The sequence below is a fragment of the Nostoc sp. 106C genome (assembly GCF_002154725.1).
GTDB lineage: Bacteria > Cyanobacteriota > Cyanobacteriia > Cyanobacteriales > Nostocaceae > Aulosira.
In genome coordinates, this window is record NZ_MTAW01000046.1 from 1 (window position 1) to 20168 (window position 20168).

Genomic DNA, 20168 nt, shown 5'->3' on the forward strand with positions numbered 1-20168 from the left:
CCAATGAAAAAGTACCTCTAGGTATAGGCCTTCAAGGAAAGCATCAAGGTGAACTTATCGATTTACGGCAAGTCAAAACTAAGGTTAAAGCGGAGTTTGTCATTAACAGAGAAGCTGCTTACGACAACTTAGTTGGCTTCTTTCAAGTAAATGATGAGAATGGAGGTATTGATAGCGATGGCGACGGAAAAATTGATTTCCGTCCTGGGGATGCAGGCTACATTAAAGCCATGCTTCGCTCTCGTGTTGAGGGTATTGATTTGAAGGTGAATAACCAAGGTAAAGCTACTTTCACTGGCAGTTTTGAATCAGGTTGGCTTTTTGCACCTTTTGTTATTGCTAATAGCACTGTAGAAGCAATTTTAAGTAGTAATTCTAATGACTTAGCAGTTTTCAGTCCATTCTTAGGCGCAAATTCTGACAAAAACAATCATGTTCGGCTACTAGGCAATAACTGCTTTGGCTTTGAGGATCAAGCAGGAATTGGCAGCGATTGGGATTATAACGATTTAATTGTTCAAGTCAAATTGACTGTGGATACTTGAATCTTATTTAAGTTGTGAGATTTTTCGTGTTCATACAGCGTTTTTGACAAGAGAAGACATCCTTTGGCAGCAGTTATACCAAGTTGAAATTTAGGGGCGGGGTTTTCCCGCCCTTTATTTTAGAAGGTGAAAGTAGTTCTCAATGTCCCAATAACGGCATTATCGCTATTAACAGCTTGCCCAGGATTGGTTAACCAAATCACACCAGGAGTAATAGAAATGTTGTCAGTGACCCGATACTTGTAGAAGCCTTCAATATGGTAAGGGCGATCGCCACCTACACTACCTAAGTAGGGTTGGGCACCTGCAAAAATTCCTAAAAGGTTACCTTTTTTACCTAAATCTGGCAAAGCTACCCCAACTCCGTAACTCCAAACTTCACCATTATTATTGGCTACTAAATCGGTAATATCGCTGTAAAGTACAAAGCCACTAATCGAGAGTTTATCGCTAGGTTTGAAAGCTGCCTCAAAACCGTAGGAGTTACTTTCATATGGATTCCCACCACCGACAAAGTTGGCTTGGGAAGTACCAACTACAGGAGTGCTATAGGAGCCAAAATCAAATAAAGCACTATTTGCACCATGATATCCGTGGACATAGGTAGCAGCTAAGGTCAGGCGATCGCCAACGTTCAGGTTTAATTGGGCTAAAGCTGCATAGTTACCTTCAAATAAACCTGCATTTACTGCTGGGCTGTTCGCTTGGGAGGCCAAGTAACCCAAGGTTACTGAAGGTTTGAAAGTACTGTTAGCACTACCAAATACTAAGTTAACGCCTGCGCCTGCACCACCACCAATCCGGTAAATTGGGCTTTCAGAAGCAAAGGTAGACAAAGCACCATTACCACCATCAAAATCTTCAAAGTATGGGTTGACGGTAGGAACGTAATCGCTGTGAATACCACCACTAGCTGCTATGTATACTTGGGAGTTGCCAATTGGAAAGTAGTATGACAACCAGTCGATGAAAACACTGTTATTGGTACTAGGGGTGATGTTAAAGCTTTGAGTACTTTCAGCTGTGCCATTTGGCAAAGTCAATCCAATTGCATTACCAGTAGCAAGCCTAGTGTGCAATGTATCTTTACCTGTGAAGCTAGTTTGTAAGTCTAAACGTACCCTGTTTTGGAAGACAGTGTTGTTGTTGTCGTTGCTGCCAAAGTTATCGGTAACAGCAAAAATTGCCTCACCAACCAACTTGGTTGTAGTAGAAAATTGATGTGCTTCTAGTTCAGCAGTACGCGCTTCTAGAGAATCTACTCGACCGCGTAATGTTGCTAGTTCTGCGGAGAATTCTTCTTGCAAACGCTGGAGGGTGGCTAAATCTTGTTTTGTCACCAAGTCAGCAGTTGCTGTAGCAATCAGTTCATTAACTCTATCTAAACAAGCATTCAAACCTGCGGCAAATTCATAACGGGTTAAAGCACGGTTCCCACGATAAGTACCGTTGGGATAGCCAGCGATACAACCATATCGCTCAACTAGAGACTGCAATGCTTGAAATGCCCAATCGGTTGGCTGTACGTCAGAGAACTGAGAAACTGACGTAACCTGAGACATTGAGCTTTGATTATCAGCTTCAGTTTCTAAAACTTTATTGTCATCAGGCTTGATTTGGGCAATTAACTGCTGATTAACTTTTGGTTGGTCTGTTGCAATGGCAGCAGCACTAGCCATTTTTGATGCTTTGCTTTCAGAATTATCTAACTTTTCAGCAGCCATGACATTGGCTGAAAGCAACACATTTGCACCCAAAACAACTGGAAATAGCGCCAGATTTGTCCAAAATATACGAGACATATTTTCCGTTTTCTCCTCAAAGAAATACCCGGAGTTAATAGTTGCAAACAACAAATAAATCGGGTAGTCTCTGCACACCTTTAAAGTTAAATAGATTACATTGTTTAGCGGTATAAAGTCAAGTAGTGGTTTATGAAGCTATCACAAAAAAATTAATAGGGAAAGCTCTTATTTAGTCCTATTTATCCCTAGTCACAACATAATTTACCCAAATACAACTTTGGTGAAGGGATGTTAATAGTTGTTTTCATTCAAAGTCACGAAGTTGAGGGCTTTTTGCTTACTACTTAATGCAGAACAAATATCTTTCTGTTGTATAGTATTTGTCTTTATTATCATAAATTCATTTTTTATATGCAGAATATTTACAATTTTCATGCGCAAAATTCATGATTTTCATGCAAACTTATCAAAAGAATATTTCTGTAACAAAAATTACAAAAAATTAAAAAACCAAATAAATATATGAAAAATTAAAATAACACTTATAGGAATCCGATTTGATTCTTGAACTTACAAAGTAGAGTTAGGGAAAAGGGAACAGGTGAAGCAGCAGAATCCTTTGATGTTTAGCTGGTTGGTTCTCGGGACTCAATGAAACTATTACAAGATCAGGAACTGAGCAAATCTTGTTGGTAGACAGGTTGCTTTAATAGTGCTTGGGAATTCTATCCTAGCGATCGCTGATTTTAAGTATTTGATGAGCTATCACACCAAAACAGTAGTGATTAGGAAGCGATCGCACTTCTACCCCCCTGAACGGGTACTACAAAGATCTAAAACAAGGTGGGAAGAGATTGTAACTGTAAACGATGTGCCAATGCCGACTTTACTTTCAACGGTAATCTTTCCTTGATGAGCATCCACACACTTTTTGACAATGGATAACCCTAATCCCGTGCCAGGAATGTTGCTGACATTGATTCCTCGATGAAAGGGTGTAAATAGTTTTGCCAAATCTTGATTTGTTAACCCAATTCCTTGGTCTTGAATATGGAATTGAACATAATCTAACTCACACCGTAACTCGAATTTCACTTTACTACCTTCTGGAGAGTATTTCATGGCATTCTCCAGTAAGTTGGTCAGGATATGTTGCAATAATTTGGGATCAAGCTCATAAAAAAGATGTGCTGTTTCTTCGCATCCCGAAACGGTCAAAACCAATCTATCTCTATTTTGAGAACGGGATTGCAGATCTTCTACCAGGCTGAAGCAGAACTGGTAAATATTGATGAGTGTTGGTTGACATTGAAACTGCTCTTGTTCTACTTGACCCAAAACTAAAACATCTGTAATTAGTTGCGCCATGTGCTTGATAGCTGCTTTACCCCGTTGAATATGAGCCAGTCGCTTTTGAGGAGTTAGTGAATCCGGCTGTTCAAAGAGTTCCAGTGTTACAAGTAGAGAACTTAACGGATTGCGAAATTCATGGGAAACAATGGAGACGAATTGAGATTTGAGTTCGTTAAGCTGTTTTTCTTTCTCCAGTGCTTGCCGTACGGCTTGCTCGGCTAGATGGTTAGCCAAGGCTACTTGGATAGCAATTATCAGATCCTGTTCCTCAAAAGGTTTAACGATATAGCCATAAGGATGCGTAGCGATCGCCTGCTTTAATGTTGCCTCATCAGCATGGGCAGTCAAAAACACAACAGGTAGATGAAACTGTTGATGAATTTGGTCTGCTGCTTCAATCCCGCTTTTGTCGCCTTGCAGGTAAATATCCATCAACACCAGATCGGGTTTGGTTGCGGCAACAAGCTCTAAAGCTTTTTCGGCAGAATTAGCTGTCCCAGACACGCTGTAGCCTAACTTGTTCAGATGTTGTTTGATATCTAGAGCAATCACCCACTCATCCTCGACAATTAAGATAGTAGGGCTAGAAGAATGTTGCGCCATATTACAACCTTTTTCGCAAGAGAATCTTGAACTGAGTGCCTCTTTGCCTATCTAGTTGCAGCGTACCTCCAAGTTGTTCTGTTAACCCGTGTATAAGTTGCATTCCCAGTGAAGTTGTATACTGAGGATCGATATGAGCAGGTATTCCAATTCCATTATCTTTGACAACCAGACAATAATATTCAGGATCATCCAGCCAGAATTGCAAGATAATTTCGCCTTGTTGGTTGGGAAAAGCATACTTCAAGGCATTAGAAATTAGCTCATTGATGATTAAGCCGCAAGGAACAGCTGTATCTAGATCTAATTCCAGATCTGCTACTTCTAGGAAAACACGGATAAATGATTTATTACAGGTATAGGAACGAACTAAATCATTGACAAGGTGTTGAACATAGCTTGCAAAGTTAATGCGGGCAAGGTTTTCAGAACGATAGAGCCGTTCGTGAACGAGTGCCATCGTTTTGACCCGACGCTGGCTTTCGCTAAGTAACTTCAATACGGCAGGGTCGTCAATGCTGCTGGCTTGCAGACTTAACAAGCTAGAAACCATTTGCATGTTGTTCTTGACTCTGTGATAAACCTCGCGCAATAAAACTTCTTTTTCTTTGAGAGATGCTCGGATTTGTTCTTCAATTTGCCGACGTTCGTGCAGTTCAATTTGCAGTTGCTTGTAGAGTTCAGACTGCTGAATAGCGATCGCCAATTGGTTTGATATCTGCTGCAACAGTTCCATCTCCCAAGACTGCCAATGGCGAGGAGCTGCATTTTGGTAGACTGCTAACAAGCCCCAAAGATGATCTCCAGAGAAAATAGGAGCGATCGCATAGGCTCTGGCTTGAAACTGTTCTAGAAGCGCAATATGACAATGCTGGTGTCCAACGGTGTAAATATCGCTAACGGCAAAGGTTTCATGATTTTTGTAGCGTCCTCCTTGAGTTGCTTGCAAATGAGTATCTTCCCAAACTTTTTGAAAGTCGGGTTTAACCAGTTTGACCCAACCTGGAGCGACTGACTCCACGATAAAACTGCCACTCCAATCGGAATTAAAGCGATACACAGCAACCCGATCGGCTTGCAATGTTTGCCTAATTTCAGTTACGGCAGTTGTGAGGATAGCATCTAAATCTAGAGACTGACGAATTTCCTGGGTAACGAGCCGGAGCACCTGCTCAAGTCTTGCTTGCTGGCGTAGAGCTGCTTCTGCTTGTTTGCGAGCACTCACGTCTAGCAAAACTCCATGCCAAGCAAAAGCTCCGTTCTCTCGTGGTTCAACTTGAGAATTGATTTGCACCCATTTGAGTTTGCCAGAGGGCGTAAACATGCGATATTCCATGAAAAAAGGTTCTAGGTTCTGGATGCAACGGGTCATTATGGCAGCGCGAGTAGGCAAATCCTCAGGATGAATTAGCTTGAGTATAGAGGCAGCATCTTGCATTGCTTGCTCTGCTGTTACCTCGATGATTGATTTACAAGCTGGACTGATGTATTCAAACCAACTGTAGCCATTGGCTTCCTGAACCATCGTGTAGACCACTGCGGAAATCTTGCTAAAATTCTGCAACCACCTTTCGCTGCGTCGTAAAGCGGCTTCTGCCTGTTTGCGATTGGTGATATCCATTGCAATTCCTGTTAACCTCACAGGTTGTCCCTGCTTGTCCAGCACACAAGCACCTCGTGCGTATACCCAATGAATACTGGCATCTCTTCGTATTTGCCTATACTCTACTTCATAAGAAGAACCTTGCTCGATCACTTGCCGTGTTTGTTGCACAACATATTCGCGATCGTCAGGATGAACGCAACTCAAGAACAACTCGAAGGTTGGGTAAGGACTCACTACTTCTTTGTTTTGATCGAGAACACGTCCTTGAGCATCGCTTTGAAAGCCAAATAGCTCATATTCTTCAGGCGACCACTGGACGATCTTCGTCTGTAGATTCAAGTTCCAAGTTCCCATCTTGGCAGCAGAGAGTGCCATCTTAAGTTGGGCAGTACGTTCCTGAACTCGCTGTTCTAATTGCTGGTTAAGTTCTTGCAATGCAGCTTCGGCACGCTGACGTTCGCTCAGTTCTTGTTGCACCTGTTGATAGAGTTGTGCTTGCTGAATAGCGATCGCTAACTGATCTGCTACTTTATGAGCAAGTTCTACCTCGTCCTCTTTCCAAGGAGCTTCTTCAACAGGCTTTGACAGCGATAAGCTACCCCAAATTGTATCGTTTACGACGATAGGTGTTAACAACCAAGCAGGAGGACGAATCTGGGCAATTTTTTGGTTAATTGGATCGTTAATGCTATCCATGCCATCTATGCGCACCACTTGGAGTTGCTTTAGCTGTGCAGCGAAGGGATTGCCCTCATCGGGAATTTCTAAACCTGTTATATCGGTTAGCGATGCATCCTTGCAATCAGATGCTAGAGTCTGCCAGCATTGGCGTTCTGGGAAATACTGCACGATAGAAGTTCGATGAACTCCCAATAATTCGGTGAGTTCAGCCATTGCTGTGGAGAAGATCGTCGATAAATCCAGGGAACTGCGAATGCTTTGAACTACCCGATTTAGAGTTTGCTCTTGCTTTGCCTGACGCTGTAAGGCAATTTCGGCTGCTTTGCGATCGGTAACATCGCGCGAAATACACAGTATCGACTTAATCAGGTTTTCACGAGTCAGTTCAGGTGCGATCGCCATTTCAAAGGAACGTGTTCCGTTAAGTGTCAGAGTTTCAAATTCAATGATCTGTTTTTGACCCGTTGTCAGTAGTGCTTGGGCAGCAGCTTCCCAGGTGTTGACCATAGCCTCTGGCAATCCTAATTCACGACAGGTTTTGCCCAAAAACACTTCTGCCGGAATTCCTGTGAGTTCTGTTAGGGCTGGACTAGTATAAAGATGTCGCAGTTGAGTATCAAAGCGCTCGATAATATCAGGAGAATTTTCTACCAGGGTTTGGTAAAGTTGTTGCGACTCTTGCAGAGCAGTTTCGATGGCTTTACGAGCAGAAATATCTGTGACGAAGCCCTCTAAACAGAGGAGTTCGCCACTGTCTGAAAATATGCCCCTTCCTCGTTCCCAAACCCATTTCTGGATTCCTGATTTCGTAATAATACGATACTCACACTCATAGGATTGCTGGAGTTCCACTGCTCTCTGAACCTTTTTCCAGACCGGATCTCGGTCGTCGGGATGAATTTCCTGTCCACAAGAAATCGTGCGTTCAATGAGATACTCTTCTTGTCGATAGCCTGTAATGCTAAATACTCCCTCACTGATAAATTCCGGGGTATAGTCAGGGTCATTAGTAACTCTGTACACATAACCAGATAGATTACTAATCAAAGTAGATAAGCGGCGTTCGCTTCTTTGTATTTGATCTGCTTGACAACGGTTTTGGGCTTTCTGCCAGACACTATTAACTGCTTGAACTAATTGAGTCATATTTTCGGGCGACTTGATGACATAATCATCGAATCCCGCTTTCATAGCTGCAACGGCAACTTCCTCGCTACCTGAATTTGTGAACACGATCGCAGGACAATCGCCGATCTGCGCTTTGAGAGTTCGCAAAAGATCCAGTGTGGTTGTCCACGGTAACTTATAATCGGTGATTACCAAATCAAAGTTACGGGCTGCAATCGCCTGCGCTAACTTATCAGCATTAACAATTTCCTCAATGTGAAGCCCTGGTAAGTTCTGAGTCAGTGCTTGGACAATGAGAGCACGATCAACTGGATTACCATCGATTAGCAGAATTCGTTGCAACAACTGCTCTCGGCTCATGAGGTTCCAATAGCTTTAAAAAAGATATATTTGAATGCTGATACTACATCCAATTTAAGGCACATTGGGTAAATAGGTCGAAGTCAATATTTGCCCTTAGAATTAGGCAGAACAGAAGAGAGTTTTAGCCTTGTTTCTCCAGAAAGGCAGAGGGCAGGAGGCAGAAGAAATGCGGAGACGCTGCGCGAACGGCATAGCTTCGCTTAAAGCTGAAAGCGTTCCCGTTCCCCGAAGGGGTTGCCGTTCGGGGTAGCCGTTGCCACAGGCTAGGCTAGGGTAGCGATGTAATCGCCTCAAACTCTGCGATTGCTTCCCTACACGGAGCCTGTTGTGAGCGGAGCGTGGCAATCTCGGTCGCAATAACAAATTTTGCTTACCTAAGTCCTGTAAATGATGTTTTAATAGCCAGACTGTGCCAAAACTGGAAAATCTGAAGCTTGTATATGAAATACATTGTAGTTTTGAAAAACCGAGCTTACGAGCGATCGCCTACACTCTCAAAAGTAAACTTTTACTAAGTAGATTACAGTTTCAGCAACGGCAGTATGACAGTAAAGGTTGTACCTATGCCAACTTTGCTATCGAGTAAAATCTCGCCTCCATGTGCATCAACACACTTTTTGACAATTGCTAAACCTAAGCCTGTACCAGGAATAGAACCGACATTTTCTGCACGTTGGAAAGGCTGAAATAATCGTTTTTGGTCTGGTTCGGGAATGCCAATCCCCCAATCTTGAATTCGGAAAGCGATCGCATTCTTTTGACCCATTAGTTCAAAGTTTACTGTACCGCCTGGTAGGGAATACTTAATCGCATTAGTCAGCAAATTTCCCAAAATATGCCGCAGAAGGCTCTCATCCCAGACTGCATCTCTAAATTCTCCGATACTTGTAAACTCAAGCTTGAGATGCTTGTCCTTGGCAGTTATTTGAGCTTCTTCAATTAGTTGACGGCAGAAAATTTGTAAATCGAGGGAGACGAGTTCACACTGAAGTTTACCTGAATCCGCTTGACCGATTAACGAAACCTCATCCAATAGCTGCGCCATGTTTTTGATTGCCGAGCGAATAATTTGAAAGTGAGAACTTTTCTTCTCTTTCGTTAATTTTTCATCGCTATTTTGTAGCAATCCAGCAGCTAGCAGGATCGTATTTAAGGGATTGCGGATGTCATGAGAGATCATTGATACAAATTCGGATTTAAACTGGTTAATCTCTTGAGCTTTTACCAGTTCGGCTGTGCGTTCTTCAACCCGGTTTTCTAATGTTTTATTAGTTACCCTTAATGATTCCAAAACTTGTTTGCGCTCGATCGCATAATGTATAGAGCGAACCAACACCTCGACATTTACCTGTCGCTTGACTAAATAATCTTGTGCCCCTTGCCGCACTGCTTCAATTGCTAGGGCTTCGTCATTGGTATTTGTGAGGACAACAATCGGTAGCCTAGGGGCATAATCAATCAGTGTTGGCAAGGATGACAATCCTTCGCTATCAGGTAGGGTAAGATCCAACAAAATGACATCATAGGAGCACAATACCCTGTCCTTAGTTAATTCCTGGAGCGCATTCTGCAAGCGCTGAACATGAACCACACTAAAGTCTTTGGATTGGGCTTGCTTCAGAAACTCTTGTAACAATCTCGCTTCTGCTAGGTTGTCCTCAATCAACAAGATTTTTACTGAGCCTGTAGCCATCATTTCCTGGTTCTACCTCCTCTATCTAGAAAGAGTGCTGAGTGCTGAGTACTGAGTCAAGAGTTATTAGTTATTTCTTCCTTGTCCCTCCGAAGTTCTGATGCCTGCGGCAACCCCTTCGGTGTCCGGAGGAAGCCTCCGCTCAGACTTCTCTCCTTGTCCCATTTCTCCCCACACTCCCCACACTCCCTTCATCCCCTGCTCTTACTCCGATGGCAATGTGGCAGTAGAGAGCCAAAACTCTTCAATACCTTTGACGATTTGAAAGAGCTGGCTAAGGTTACGAGATTTAGTGATATAGCAATTCACATGTAAATCGTAACTGTGGAAAATATCATCTTCGTTTCTGGAGGTTGTGAGCACAACTACCGGAATGCGTTTCAGTGTGGGATCGGTTTTAATTTCCGCTAGCACCTCACGACCATCCTTCTTAGGTAGGTTTAAATCCAAGAGAATCAAGTCAGGGCGTGGAGCATCGGCATATTCACCTTCTTGGCGCAAATAAGCCATAGCGTCCATGCCATCCCTAACTGTTACCACTTGGTGTGGTACTGTGCTCTTTTTAAGCGCTTCTTGGATTAGGCGGATATCGGCTTTATTATCCTCGACCAAAAAGATCGTTTTGTGTTTTTCTTCCGTTTCTACGCTCACGCTCGCGGCCTCCAACTGGAATCGTAAAGTAGAAGGTTGCACCCTCATCTAGCTGTGACTCTACCCAGATTCGTCCCCGATGACATTCAATAATTTTCTTACAGATTGCCAGGCCCATGCCAGTACCGGGATACTCTTCTCTTGTGTGTAGACGCTGAAAGATGACGAAAATGCGCTCGCTAAATCGTGGATCGAGGCCAATACCGTTATCCCGTACGGAAAACAACCACTCATCCTCTAATCTTTCTGCTCCAATGTGAATTTGTGGCGGTTTGTCACTGCGGAATTTGATGGCGTTGGCAATCAGGTTTTGAAATAGCTGCATTAATTGTGTACTATCAGCCATCACAGTAGGTAAGGGATCGTGGGTAATCACTGCCTCAGTTTCATGAATGCGTCCACGCAAATTGCTGAGGCTGCGATTTAAAGGCGTTTCTACCTCAGTTAGCCTAAAGGCGATCACTTGCATATCTACTTTAGAGTATGCTAGTACGTCATCAATCAGCGTTTGCATCAGACTAACTCCCTCAACAGCAAAGTTAATAAATTCCTTTGCGTCTTCGTCGAGTTCTTCTTCGTAGCGCATCTCTAATAGCTGCACATAGTTTGCCACTTGATTTAACGGTTCTTGTAAATCATGAGAAGCTACATAGGCAAACTTTTTCAGTTCAGCATTAGAACGTTCTAAGTCTTGCGCTAACTGGGCCAGTTCATCGGCTTGACGCAAGACAATATTGATGATGGCTTTACGCAGTTCTAAGGCTGCTTTGATTTCTACAAATTGCCAAGGTAAAGAAGTTAAACGAACTGTTTCTTTCCACAGTTCAAATGATTTTCGGGGAACAAGGCGCAAATTTCCTTGTGATTGGTTAACTTCAAACGATTCATTGGGATTACCTCCCCAATTTACTGTTTGAATGACTTCTGGTCGAAACCACAATACATAATTGCGCTTGGAAATGGGAATTGCTAACAAACCGCTGGCGACATTTTTAAATCTTTCAGCATCAGGATAAATGCGCGGTAGAGAATCTGTATAGAATACTTCTTCATCGACATTATTCTTGAGCCATTGGACTAAAAAATTCAAGTCTTCTTCTTTGGGAGTCTCGCCAATAACTGTGCAATTGTCCCCAAAACATACAGCTGCGCCTTGAGCACTGGTTAAATCTAGGAGATTCGGCTGGTGTTTAACTAAACCATCGATAAAATTCTCCTCTTGAGACATATATTCCATCAATACTGACTGAATATATGCCAAATTCATCCGGTAATCGTAATCTTCTGTTTCTTCTCTAGCTGAGATTTCTGTAAATATCACTCTTCCCAAAAATTCGCAGGCTTTACGCAATTCATAGGAAACATATTTAGGCGTCTGGTGGTGACAAGCAATTAAACCCCAGAGTTTGCCATCTTTAATCAAAGAAATAGTCAAAGAAGCACCTACACCCATATTGTGCAAGTACTCTAAATGGCAAGCAGCAGCAGTTCGCAAAATTGAATTAGTTAAATCAATTGGACGCTGGCTTGTCGGATTATTCACTGGAATAATTTGTACAGGCTCAGAATATGAATCTGGTATTAATCTGATGAAATTGGAAGCGAATAATTTTCTTGCTGGTTTAGGAATATCTGACTCTGGGTAGTGTAAGCCCAAGTAAGGTTCCATGCTGTCCAACTTTTCTTCAGCAATGACAGAGCCATGTCCATCTTCATCAAATTTATATAGCATTACTCTGTCAAATCCAGTTACTTTTCGGACTTCCTGGACAATTATTTGACAGAAATCGCGGAGATTAGTTGTTTTTTCTAGCTGATTAATAGAGGCTCTAGCTAGATGATAAAAACTTAAAAATGGGATGCTTTCTTGAGAAATAGCTGGTTCTAATTCTAAAATTAAAATACCTTCGGGATTGCGATGAAAAATGGCATCGAATACTACGTAATCATCACCTTTTTTTCTCACCCAGACTTTAGTCGGATTAATATAATCGAGATTTCCTTCTAATATTCCGGCTTTAATTCTTTCTATTTGGAAAGGATCGAGTAAATCTTCTAGTTTTCTTTGCAATACATTTTCAGGCAAGATTCCGAAAACATTCCATGTATTATTACTAACTTGGATGATTTTTAGCTCAGGCTCCTCCAATACCAAAAGGACGCCATGAGACTGAACTCGACTAGAAATATGAATCGGTGCTTCTTTCAAGCTACTAACATTAATACCTTGTACTTCTAATTCTGTCGCCATTAAGATTCTCCTCTATTGGACGGGAGCATCAAAAGTAATGTATCAATAAGTGATTAACACTTATTGAAGTTTGCATACTACTTTAGATGTTTAAAATTTAGTTGCAGATAGCGAGATGAATGCCTAGGCTGGAATCATTTTCTTGAGTAATATATCGTTCAAAATGTCCCGATTGCCAGAGGCGGGAAATCAACAATGCGAATGCGAAAGAACTTGATAATCACCTACTATATATCATTTTTTACTATATATTTAATTCCCTAATTCACTGCGCTAGCTTGATTATTTTTATGCTAATACTTTTAAATTTCAGTAGCATCACGCAGTGTCTCCCTTGTCTGCAATTCACAGTTTAACAGTCAAAAAACTTATGTAGGGATAAGAAATATGAAAAACACGTGATTAAATCAACTACCAAATGTGTAGTTGTGTTAAATGAAACTTGCAGTTAGCAATTCAAAAAATATTTAAAAGGAAAGAATGTAGCGATAGCCAGCATTATAACTGCTGAGTGCGTTAAGGTTAAATGTTTAACAGATAATTGCCAGAGTTATTTATAGAATACATAATTTTTTACAAAAAAGAATTTATCTAGTCCTATCATGATTGGATGCTGAAAGAGTTAATGGCTAATACCATTTTAGATTTTAGATTTTGCGAAAAGTTGAGCCAGTGCGTTGCGGTGAATCCAGCCCTGACGGCGGGTTTCCCGCCGTAGGGGACTGGTGAACTCGGAGGGAGGTTTCCTCCGTTGTAGCAACTGGCGTTGCGTGGTGAGGCAATGCGGTCTTGGGGGTTTCCCCCATGAGCAATTGCCGAAAGGGTTCCCCGACTTGAGCAAACTTTCCAAGACGGATTGTGAATTGCTTTCTGTATATAGCTTCTGCGAATCCATCTGTCGCAATCATTTTTCAAATTGGTAAGCTAATAATCATTAAAATTGCATCTCCGCGTCTCCCTTTCTCCGCGTCGCCGCGTCTTTCTGAGGCTAAGGATTCTGCAACTTAAAGGCGGGTTAGCTTATCAGTCTCCAGAAAAAAGAATTGAATTCTGTCCACAGCAATTAATTCTCTATTCTGAATACTCCTTTAATTTTTATATTTCTGCGTTCAAATCCAAGAATTAAACAACATCCGGAGTTTATAGCCGTTAGATGTCAGAGGTAAGCCCAAATAAATCGGCATCCAGAAGATAAAAGCTGCCAAAATCAGAAAAGCAATAGTAACACCGAATGCTCGTAGTTCCCGATAATAACTGCGAAGACATTGATCTACAAACCAAGCGATCGCTATAAATACAAACACTACAGCACATATATAGTGGTAAATAAAAACGCACCTAGTTACTTTTACCCAGGGCAATAAATTAGCGGCATAGTTTAACACTATATACAAGGCAACCCAAGTATCGACAGAAAGATTTGCAGGTACAGACAAACGCTTATGCTTAATTATAGGAATCACCAATTTTGACAGTAGCATTCCTACTAATAACAACATAGCAGCCATACCAGACCACCACAGAAAAGGATTACCCATTGCATGGACATCATAAATTACTTGTCCATCAGCAGCAGGTAAATTAGGGCCCAGTACTGGTAAGGGATCGGTGAAACTATGAGCTGTTTGATAATAATAGGCCATTGGTCGAGTCATCAAAGGCCATTTGTACCAAGGAGCACAGTAAGGATGAACTGTGGGACTATTACCACCCATATGCAGATGAAACTGCAAAATTTGTTGGTGTACTTCTATAAAACCGTATCTTGTATCTAGTTGCAGGTGAGGAATCCAAATCAGGCTGTAGATTAAAGCTGGGATAATTCCTAAATAAAACACCATCTGGAAAATATTTAGCTGAGTCAACTTTTGTAGCGGTGTCTCAACTTTAGCTATTCGTGGTTCCTGGAATGTCGCATCTTTGCTAGGACTAAGATAAGAATGTAACCAATGAACTAGCCAAGCTGTAATCCAAATTAAATAAGTACCTAACAGAAACCATAAACCATTCCATTTAGTGCCAACTGATGCACCAAAACCAATACCAGCAGCAACTAACCATAAAGAACGCCGTTGATTTTGGTTATCTAATGCTAAAAATAAAAACCACTGCCCTAATAAACCAAAAATTACAATATAAATATTGCTGAGAGCATAGCGGGACTCAACGAGGAATAAACCATCACAGGCTGTAAAAAATCCTGCAAGTAAAGCAAAGCTACGACGATGACTAATTTGATAGGCAATAGCAGCAACAACTAAAGGAATAAATGAGCCAGTAAAAGCATTTGCCCAACGATAACTCCAAGGAGATAGTAAAGAACCTACTAGTCCATTGATTGATTCTTGCCCAAAACTAAAATGGCTGCCAAGCCAAATACCAATACCAATAATATATTGACTCAATGGCGGATGAGCATTGAAAAATGGAGTATGGGTAAGATAGTTATTCCCAAATTTGGCAAAGTAAACTTCATCAAATACTAGGGTATTGAATCGATCAAGTCCCCAAAAACGCAAGGCGAGCGAGAAGAGGAATATAGCCGCCATCCCTATTCGGAACCAATTTTTAATCATTAGTCATTAGTCATTGATCATTGGTCATTAGTCATTGGTATTTGGTTATTTGTCATTGGTCATTAATCATCTTATATATAGCGTTTACCAAGCCAGTGAGGTACAGAAAGAAGTAATTAACCACAGATGAACACAGATGAACACAGATAAATTCGTACCTTAGCAGACTGGGAACCGCTATATCTAGTTCTTATCGGCGTTATCGGCGGTTAATTAATCATTTGTTGTTGCCGAACTAATTCAACAACCATCGCCACCACTGCATCGGGATCAACTGGTTTGACTATATGTCTTTGAAAACCTGCTGCGATCGCTTTTTGCTGATTAATTTCTCCAGCATAAGCAGTTAAGGCTATGGCTGGAATAGATTTACCTTGTGGTGATGCTCGAATATTTTGTATTAGCATATAGCCATCCATCTCAGGCATACCGATATCACTAATTAATAGGTCGGGAACTCTTTGGTTAAAAGCGTTGAGCGCCGCCACTCCCGATGGCACAGCTGTAACTGTTGCCTGTTGTTGTGTCAACACAAAGGTAAGAAAGTCGCGGGAATCTGGTTCGTCATCTACAACTAAAATGTGAATGCCGCTGAGATTTAACGATGGGTGATTTGATGATGGTGGTAAAGCAGCTTGAGGAATAATATCCAAGAATAGAGGAATTTGCACTGTAAAAGTTGCACCCTGTCCTTCCCCAAGACTTTCCACCCCCACAGTACCGCCATGCAATTCCACGATCTGACGCACAATCGCTAGCCCCAATCCCAAACCACCAAATTGCCTGGTTGTGGAGCCGTCTTCTTGCTGGAAATGGTCAAATACATAGGCTAGAAATTCTGGACGAATGCCTTTACCTGTGTCTTTGACTTGAATTTGAGCGTTGCTACCAACAGATGTTAAGTGAACTTCAATTTTTCCCCCTGGTGGAGTAAATTTTACAGCGTTGGATAAAATATTCCAAACTACTTGCTGCAATCGAGTAGCATCCCCGATCGCACTGACCATTGGGCTAATATTTGTGTATATTTCTAAAGACTTGGCTTCAGCAGCTAATTGCACAGTCTCCAGCGCCGAGTAAATTATCCTACCCAAATCTAGGGGCGTGGCATTTAATACCAGTTTGCCCTGGAGAATTCGCGAAACATCAAGTAAATCTTCAATCAGTTGTACTTGTAACTTAGCGTTGCGTTCGATGGTGGCGAAAGCCTTGGCCGTTTGTGTAGCGTTAAGGTTACCATTTTGCAACAACCTCGACCAGCCAAGAATCGGATTGAGAGGAGAGCGCAATTCGTGGGACAGAACGGCAAGGAACTCATCTTTGACTCGACTTGCCCGTTCGGCTTCTTCACGGGCGGCTCGTTCGCGTACAAGTAATTCTTCTCGATCTTGCTCGGCTTGTTTGCGATGGGTGATATCGCGAGCGACTGCATAAATCACGTTCTGTTCGGGGAAAGCAATACCATTCCACGCAATCCAGCGATAAGATCCAGATTTTGTTAGGTAGCGGTTTTCAAACCCGATCATTTCGATTCCCTGTGCCAGTTTTTGTGCTTCAACTATTGTTGCAGCTTGGTCATCAGGATGGACAAACTCAATGTATGGCTTTGCGGTCAATTCTGTTTCCGTCCAACCAAGGGTTTTTTCCCAAGCGGGATTCACCTGTGTGAAATAACCGTTGAGATTACCGATCGCCATCATATCTGTGGACAAGTTGAAAAAGCGATCGCGTTCTTCTGTAACTTGTGTGAGTTCGGTTAGATCCAGAATAAAGGCAATAACTTCTTGAGACTGATTGTAAGGTTCTTGAAGCAATGCCGCAGCAATTAAAATCGGAATTCGCCGCCCACTTTTGTGGAGATATACTTTCTCGTAAGGCGCACAACTTCCTTGGCTACTCAATTGTTCGACTGCTTTGGCATCTAAATCCGCAAATTCTGGTGGGGTGAGTTGGCTCCATTGCACTTGCCCAGACTGCATTTCTGCTAAAGAGTAGCCTACCAGGTTTAAGAGATAGTCATTGGCGTAGTGTAATCCACCAAAGCAATCGCCAAAAACGACACCAAATAAATTTGATTCCACCAATCGCCGCAACCGTCGTTCACTCTCGTGTTGGGCGGCTTCAATTTGCTTGCGATCGCTAATATCTTCGGCAACTCCAGCAATTCGATATGGTTGTCCATCCCGATCTCGAACTAAAAAACCGCGATCGCGTATCCACCGAATCGCACCATCAGGACGCAAGATGCGATATTCTTCCGTATGATTGCCTTTGGCCAGACATTGTGCGCCAGCCATCTGCACCTGTTCTCTATCTTCGGGGTGAATTGTTTCCATCCAACTACTTTTATCAGCATACAAGCTCTCACAGGAACGTCCCCAAATTTTCGCGTAGGCAGGGCTGACATAAAGCATCTGTTGCGCTTGCGGATCGGATAACCAGAAGACGCTTTCAATTGTGTCTGCCATTTGCTGAAATAGTTCTTGGCTCTGACGCAATGCTGCTTCTGCCTGCTGGCGATCGTGTAACGCCGCTTCTGCTTTCATCCTTAAGGCTTGTTCTTGCTTTTTTGCCGCTTGCCGCAGTTGAGATAATTTCAGATTGTTTTCTACACGCGCCAGTAATTCTCGTGCCGAAAACGGCTTAACTATATAATCATCCGCCCCAACCGCCAGTCCTTCAATCCGCGATTCTTCTCCAGCTCGTGCCGATAACAAAATAATGGGGATCTCTTGAGTTTTGGGATCGCTACGTAGCGATCGCAGAAATTCAAAGCCATCAATTCCTGGCATCATCACATCTGTTAATACCAAGTCTGGTGGATGCTCCTGAACTGCATTTGACGCCGCCTTGCCATTTGCGACCGTCTCAACTGTATAGTGAGAACTCAACAATCGCTTGACATATTCACGCATATCTGCATTATCATCAGCCAAGAGAATGCGAGATGTTTTGAGCAGAGGGGAATTTGAACCTCTTCTCTCTTCTGCTCCCCTGCTCCCTTGCCCCCCTGCTTCCTCTATCGATAGCCAAAGTTGGGCTGCTTCCACATCAGGAATTGAACTTAAAGTAATTGCTGCTAAGGTGCGACTGGCACGTAGTGATTCCCTTGGTAAATGACTAGCTCCCGTGGGAATGGCGACGATAAAGCAACTGCCCGCTCCTAAAGCACTGGTAACGCTAACCGTGCCACCATGAAGTTCCACAAATTCCTGCACGAGGGATAAGCCAATACCTGAGCCTTCAAAACTGCGTCCTTCGGCACCTTTTACTCGATGAAATCGCTTAAATAAATGGGTTATTTCCTCTTTTGGAATGCCAATGCCTGTATCTTCAACAATTAAATCAACGTAATTTTGAACATACTCTAATCGAACTGTAATTGTACCGGAGAATGTAAATTTAAAGGCATTTGATAGAAGATTAAAGACAATTTTTTCCCACATTTCGCGATCGACATAAATCGCTTCTGGTAAAGGTGGGCAATCAACAATCAGTTGGATTCCAGCCTGTTCTATTGTGGAGCGAAACACACTGGCAAGTTCAGCCGTAAACGTGGCTAAATCTGTTGGCTCATAGGCTGCCTGAATGCGTCCGGCTTCAATGCGGGAAAAATCGAGCAAGGTGTTGACTAATTTCAGTAACCGCAGGGCATTGCGCTGCACAATTTCAATTCGTTCGCGTTGCACAGTAGGTAATGGATGTGCAGTATCAGATAAGGCATCTTCCGTTGGCCCCAACATCAACGTTAATGGCGTGCGGAATTCGTGGGAGACGTTACTGAAAAACTGAGTTTTGGCGCGATCGAGTTCTGCGAGTGCTTCTGCCCGTAGCCGTTCTGCTTCGTAAGCGCGAGCATTGGCGATCGCAGTGGTAATCTGTCCGGCTACTAAATCCCAGAAGCCTTGATAATCATCGTCGAACTGGCGGCGCGGACTAATACCTGCAATCAAAAATCCGCTGAGTCGCGCCTGTCCGGGAGTGGTGAGGGGTAAGACAAAAGCGCAGTTTGGTGACTCTGGCCAAGCACCACCCGGTAAATCCCCAAACTTTGATTTCACTTCATGTACTAACTGACTTTTGCCTTCTTTAAGGACGGCAGAAAGTGACCAGCGATCGCCTATTTCCGATTCCATCTCAATTTCTTCAGGACTGGCTGGGGTTCCTGGGGCTAATCTGGTGGCGCTAACTAGTCGCGCCCGCCCGGTATCATCCAGCAAATACAGCAGCGCAAACGGCACATCGTAGGGGTTATTAGCTAACGTCTGGGCGGAAAGTTCACAAGCATCTTCGACGGTTTTTGCCTCGGCGGTATTAGCTGCAAGTTCTCGTAAAGTGTGCAGACGGCGATCGCCCAAAACGCGACGAGTTTCCTCGGTACAGGCGCAGAAGACCCCACCCACACTTCCATCGTCTTGGGGAATGGGGCTGTAGGAAAAGGTAAAGTAGGTTTCTTCTGGATAGCCATTCCGCTGCATAACTAAGAGCAATTCCTCATTCCACGAAGAATGCCCTTTTTGCAGTACGGCTTCAGCTTGTGGTCCTAGGGTGTCCCAAATCTCCGCCCATACCTGGGAAGCTGGCTGACCTAGTGCTTGGGGATGGCGTTGACCCAAAACCGGAATGTAAGCATCGTTATAAAAATTGGTCATCGACTCTCCCCACCAAACAAACATGGGGTAGCGCGACCCTAACATAATGCGAACCGCAGTTTTCAAGCTTTGCGGCCAAGTATCGGCAGCACCAACTGCGGTAGTTGACCAATCATGCGTTCGCGAAGCGTCTCCGAAGGAGTCTCGCATGAGCGCCCCCATCTCACCTCCGCCTGCCACAATTTCTTCACATCTCGTCAATTTTTGCTCAGTAACCACAATCTTTACTCCGCTTCTGAAAAGTATTTCATAAAACCTCACCTTTAGAGGCAGGAGGAAACGAATACGGGTGCTTGAGTGTGCGAATTTGCTTCATTGGTA

Annotated in this window: 10 protein-coding genes; 1 reads left to right on the forward strand and 9 read right to left on the reverse strand. The window is 42.9% G+C overall.

Annotated features, from left to right (window positions below):
- Positions 1-545 (forward strand): DUF4114 domain-containing protein (locus BV375_RS03230; RefSeq protein WP_143841972.1); only part of this gene is annotated, 545 nt, incomplete at its 5' end.
- A gap of 119 nt (positions 546-664) precedes the next feature.
- On the opposite strand, the gene BV375_RS03235 is transcribed toward BV375_RS03230, so the two are convergent.
- The 9 genes from BV375_RS03235 to BV375_RS03275 all read right to left on the reverse strand — a co-directional run bounded on the left by BV375_RS03235 (position 665) and on the right by BV375_RS03275 (position 20066).
- Complete coding sequence (locus BV375_RS03235) at positions 665-2347, reverse strand: iron uptake porin (protein WP_086757213.1); 1683 nt, start codon at positions 2345-2347, stop codon at positions 665-667.
- Between the two features lie 747 nt (positions 2348-3094).
- Positions 3095-4246, reverse strand: a complete 1152-nt coding sequence (locus BV375_RS03240) for an ATP-binding protein (protein WP_086757215.1) — start codon at positions 4244-4246, stop codon at positions 3095-3097.
- Between the two features lies 1 nt (position 4247).
- Complete coding sequence (locus tag BV375_RS03245) at positions 4248-8021, reverse strand: PAS domain-containing protein (protein ID WP_086757217.1); 3774 nt, start codon at positions 8019-8021, stop codon at positions 4248-4250.
- A 523-nt stretch (positions 8022-8544) separates the two neighbouring features.
- Positions 8545-9717 carry a hybrid sensor histidine kinase/response regulator gene (locus tag BV375_RS03250; RefSeq protein ID WP_086757263.1) on the reverse strand — a complete coding sequence of 391 codons (1173 nt, stop codon included), beginning with the start codon at positions 9715-9717 and terminating at the stop codon, positions 8545-8547.
- A 204-nt stretch (positions 9718-9921) separates the two neighbouring features.
- On the reverse strand, positions 9922-10368 hold the full coding sequence (locus BV375_RS03255; protein WP_086757219.1) for a response regulator: 447 nt from the start codon (positions 10366-10368) through the stop codon (positions 9922-9924).
- Positions 10316-12619 carry an ATP-binding protein gene (locus tag BV375_RS03260; protein WP_086757221.1) on the reverse strand — a complete coding sequence of 768 codons (2304 nt, stop codon included), beginning with the start codon at positions 12617-12619 and terminating at the stop codon, positions 10316-10318. Before BV375_RS03260 ends, BV375_RS03255 begins: the two co-directional genes overlap by 53 nt.
- A 647-nt stretch (positions 12620-13266) precedes the next feature.
- Positions 13267-13527 carry a hypothetical protein gene (locus BV375_RS03265; RefSeq protein WP_086757223.1) on the reverse strand — a complete coding sequence of 87 codons (261 nt, stop codon included), beginning with the start codon at positions 13525-13527 and terminating at the stop codon, positions 13267-13269.
- A gap of 201 nt (positions 13528-13728) precedes the next feature.
- On the reverse strand, positions 13729-15195 hold the full coding sequence (locus BV375_RS03270; protein WP_086757225.1) for a phospholipid carrier-dependent glycosyltransferase: 1467 nt from the start codon (positions 15193-15195) through the stop codon (positions 13729-13731).
- Between the two features lie 209 nt (positions 15196-15404).
- Positions 15405-20066 (reverse strand): ATP-binding protein, encoded by a 4662-nt coding sequence (locus BV375_RS03275; protein ID WP_339376870.1) that lies wholly within the window; start codon positions 20064-20066, stop codon positions 15405-15407.
- Positions 20067-20168: the final 102 nt, after the last annotated feature.

Excerpts from the sequence above, each read along its gene's own strand:
- BV375_RS03235 (WP_086757213.1), bottom strand. The coding sequence starts at position 2,347 with ATGTCTCGTATATTTTGGACAAATCTGGCGCTATTTCCAGTTGTTTTG.
- BV375_RS03240 (WP_086757215.1), bottom strand. The coding sequence starts at position 4,246 with ATGGCGCAACATTCTTCTAGCCCTACTATCTTAATTGTCGAGGATGAG.
- BV375_RS03245 (WP_086757217.1), bottom strand. The coding sequence starts at position 8,021 with ATGAGCCGAGAGCAGTTGTTGCAACGAATTCTGCTAATCGATGGTAAT.
- BV375_RS03250 (WP_086757263.1), bottom strand. The coding sequence starts at position 9,717 with ATGGCTACAGGCTCAGTAAAAATCTTGTTGATTGAGGACAACCTAGCA.
- BV375_RS03260 (WP_086757221.1), bottom strand. The coding sequence starts at position 12,619 with ATGGCGACAGAATTAGAAGTACAAGGTATTAATGTTAGTAGCTTGAAA.
- BV375_RS03265 (WP_086757223.1), bottom strand. The coding sequence starts at position 13,527 with ATGATTGCGACAGATGGATTCGCAGAAGCTATATACAGAAAGCAATTC.
- BV375_RS03270 (WP_086757225.1), bottom strand. The coding sequence starts at position 15,195 with ATGATTAAAAATTGGTTCCGAATAGGGATGGCGGCTATATTCCTCTTC.